This window comes from Trichococcus sp. ES5, assembly GCF_900067165.1.
In the GTDB taxonomy this organism is placed as follows: Bacteria; Bacillota; Bacilli; order Lactobacillales; family Aerococcaceae; genus Trichococcus; species Trichococcus flocculiformis.
In genome coordinates this window covers 1-2,713 of record NZ_FJND01000049.1, presented here as the reverse complement: position 1 = coordinate 2,713, position 2,713 = coordinate 1, and the positions used below count along the sequence as shown (strand labels likewise).

The following is a 2,713-nucleotide window of genomic DNA, read 5'->3' as shown; positions in this document are numbered from 1 at the left end:
GCCTAAAGAAGAGGCGATGCGCAATGCGGTTAGAAATTATGGTTACTTTGCATTGCTTTCTAATGAGGTCAATGATCCGTTTGAAGCGTTGTCTCTTTATCGCAGCAAGGATGTTGTTGAAAAAGCCTTCGGCAATTTAAAAGAGCGCCTCAACTTCAGAAGAATGCAAGTTTCGTCCGAATTATCCCTGAACGGGAAGCTTTTCGTGGAATTCATCGCTTTAATCTACTTGTCCTATGTGAAAAAGAAGATGCAGGATGCCGAGCTATTTAACCAATGGACTCTCCAAGGTGTACTGGATGAACTGGACACGATTGAATTATTCGAGTCCCCCGGACATGGACGCCTGTTGGGAGAGGTTACGACGAAGCAGAAGGAATTATATGAGGCGTTAGGGGTTGCCCCTCCCTCGTTATAAATTCCGGGAATTCAGGTTTCAAATGATCAGTTATCAGCGAACAATCAGTCTTTTTTGATCCATTTGTTTCCGGCTTTGTTGGTAGGCGGAAGTCTATGCCCTTCAACGATATGGACCTCTTTGCTGCCGGTAATTTTGCCCCCTCTTGGGCCGACTTCCTTGTAGACGCCAAGAGGAAGGTTGTCCGTACCTGGTTTGTGTAAATCTTTTTGATCGATTCTCATGTTATTGCCCCTTTCTTTCTTGAAGAGCGATGGTGGAGGAAACACTTGGTACAGCTTAAGTATTTCGCTGGAAGCGCGAACAATCAAATGCAGACTGTGTTCGGAAGCCGATGTGTAAACATGAACAATATTTCACGATTTACGACCGTCGTAACAAATTGAAACACAATTGTCATATTTCTATCATGCAATGGTATTTTAATTTTGATATACTTCATCTCGTAGTAGAAACAGGAGGAGAAGTATAATTGGGAAAAAAACATATCGCGTTGTTCTCATCAATCTTATTGCTTAGTCCGATTGCAGGTGGGTTTACTGCTCAGGCGGCTACATTAGAAGAATTACAACAACAAAAAGATGCTTTGCAATTAGAAACGAATACGATTCAATCGCAGATAGAAGAAAAATCAAATTCATTGAATACTTTGGAATCCGAAAAAGCAAATTTGGAAACAAAAGTGAATGAACTGCAATCGCAATTGGATGAATTGATGGGCCGATTAGCTGCACAAGAAGAAAAATTAGCTGCTATCCAATCAAAAATTTTGGAGTTGCAGGCTGAAATCGAAGCTTTACAAGTAGTCATCGACCAAAGAACCGAAAAATTAAATACGCAAGCTCGTTATATCCAAACGGATGCGGGCGTTACGAATATAGCATCAATCCTCTTGTCTTCAGAGAATTTCTCTGACCTAGTCGGAAAAATCACGGTCGTTTCAAAAATTGTGACTGCCAACAAGGACATCGTGGAACAACAGGAAGCAGATCAGCAAAAAGTCGAAGACAGCAAAGTGGCTGTTGAAGAAGAAAAGCTTTCCGCTGAAGCATTGAAACAAGAAATATTGATTTCAAAAAATAATGTCGTAGCCCAAAAAGCTGAAATCGATGTCCAAATCGCGCAAGTCATCGAGAACTACGAGTTGACTGAGGCCGAGAAAAATGGTTTGGAATCAACTAGAGCTGCCTTGGCTGCACAAACAGAAACAATCAGCAATGATATGGCGGCAGAAGAAGTAAGAATTGCAGCAGAAAGAGCGGCAGCCGAACAAGCAGCATCTGAAGCGGCAGCAATTGCAGCAGCAACGGCAGCTAACAATCTGACTGCATCAGCAGCACCAACTACGACTGCATCCAGTAGTTATACTGTAAATTCAAGTGGTTTCATAAAACCGGCAAGTGGGTACTACTCATCCCCGTTCGGATATCGTCTTTCACCGATCACCGGTGGCTCTGAATTGCATAGAGGGCAAGATATTGCGGGCAGTGGAGCCATTTCTGCTGCACAATCCGGGACTGTTGTAACAGCAACATATCACGCTAGCTTTGGTTACTATGTAGTAATCAACCATGGTACAATCAATGGTGTGACCGTTGAAACATTATACGCACATATGCAACCAGGATTATTGGTCGCACCTGGACAAACCGTCAGTCAAGGTCAACAAATTGGAATAATGGGTACAACAGGCGATTCAACTGGGGTTCATCTCCATTTTGAAGTTCATGAAAATGGTGGCCTAGTGGATCCGCTGAACTATATCGGTGGCTAATATAATTAACATTTCGAAGAGATTGGGAGTCCCCAGTCTCTTTTTTTCTACCTTTAGATGAAAAAGGCATAATATGTGGAGTATAATAGGGAATATGTTGAAGGTAGTGCCAAAAATTCTATGGAAACTGCTATGAATAATGAAGTGATGTGAAAATCCGTGCCCTACTATTCAAAGTTGGGTGAAACAAACGCTCTTGACAACCGAGCCAATGGTTTCTTCCTCTGCCGTCAAGGGCGACGGTATACAAAAGGAGCAGCACAAAGTAGCCCTTGGTCTCAGGAAATTTTAAACCATTGGCCATTCGGATTGTCAAGAGTACGCTCCGCCGTTTGTTTAGTTAATTGGTTCTCTTTTTTTAGAGGGCTCAGGTGCCAAAAGTTAAGGGGTTTGGTCCATCAGCCACTCTTGGGATAAAGAGATTAATTTTGTCCATTTAGCCGGCATATTGGGAAGTTTGTCCAGCTCAGGAATCAACACAGGTACCTTCTTTTCTAAGGCAGCGTGCGGTCTCAAAAAGT

General features: G+C 42.6%; 2 protein-coding genes and 1 pseudogene. 2 read left to right on the top strand and 1 reads right to left on the bottom strand.

Features of this window, described 5'->3' with window-relative positions; translation table 11 throughout:
* Nucleotides 1-418, top strand: a pseudogene (locus tag TES5_RS14800) (transposase); the annotation flags it as partial.
* 44 nt (nt 419-462) lie between these two features.
* Here TES5_RS14800 and TES5_RS14795 read toward each other — a convergent pair.
* On the bottom strand, nt 463-642 hold the full coding sequence (locus tag TES5_RS14795) for a YjzC family protein (RefSeq protein ID WP_068562717.1): 180 nt from the start codon (nt 640-642) through the stop codon (nt 463-465).
* A gap of 248 nt (nt 643-890) precedes the next feature.
* Between TES5_RS14795 and TES5_RS14790 the strand changes: the two genes are divergently transcribed.
* Nucleotides 891-2,192 carry a murein hydrolase activator EnvC family protein gene (locus TES5_RS14790; protein ID WP_068562716.1) on the top strand — a complete coding sequence of 434 codons (1,302 nt, stop codon included), beginning with the start codon at nt 891-893 and terminating at the stop codon, nt 2,190-2,192.
* Nucleotides 2,193-2,713: the final 521 nt, after the last annotated feature.

Coding starts and splice junctions, on each gene's coding strand:
- TES5_RS14795 (WP_068562717.1), bottom strand. CDS start 642: ATGAGAATCGATCAAAAAGATTTACACAAACCAGGTACGGACAACCTT.